The 353-nt window shown below is 44.5% G+C and carries 1 protein-coding gene; it reads right to left on the bottom strand.

Annotation, left to right across the window (positions count from 1 at the left end):
* A partial coding sequence (locus tag G5T77_RS16945) for an EF-Tu/IF-2/RF-3 family GTPase (protein ID WP_252719429.1) occupies positions 1–353 on the bottom strand: 353 nt, incomplete at both ends.

Raw genomic sequence — 353 nt, 5'->3', positions numbered from 1 at the left:
AGTTCTACTGACATTTCTACGTTGTCACCAGGCATAACCATTTCAACGCCTTCTTTCAAAGAAATCGCGCCAGTTACGTCAGTTGTACGGAAGTAGAACTGTGGACGGTAACCGTTAAGGAATGGAGTGTGACGACCACCTTCGTCTTTAGAAAGTACGTATACTTCTGCATCGAATTTAGTGTGCGGTTTGATAGAACCTGGTTTAGCAAGTACTTGACCACGTTGTACGTCTTCACGTTTAGTACCACGAAGCAAGATACCACAGTTCTCACCAGCACGGCCTTCGTCAAGAAGTTTACGGAACATTTCAACGCCAGTTACAGTAGTCTTAACTGTGTCTTTGATACCCAC

Source organism: Acinetobacter sp. GFQ9D191M (genome assembly GCF_011174875.1).
Classification (GTDB): Bacteria; Pseudomonadota; Gammaproteobacteria; order Pseudomonadales; family Moraxellaceae; genus Acinetobacter.
Note: the sequence above shows the minus strand (reverse complement) of the source record. Positions and strands in the feature narration are given on the sequence as shown.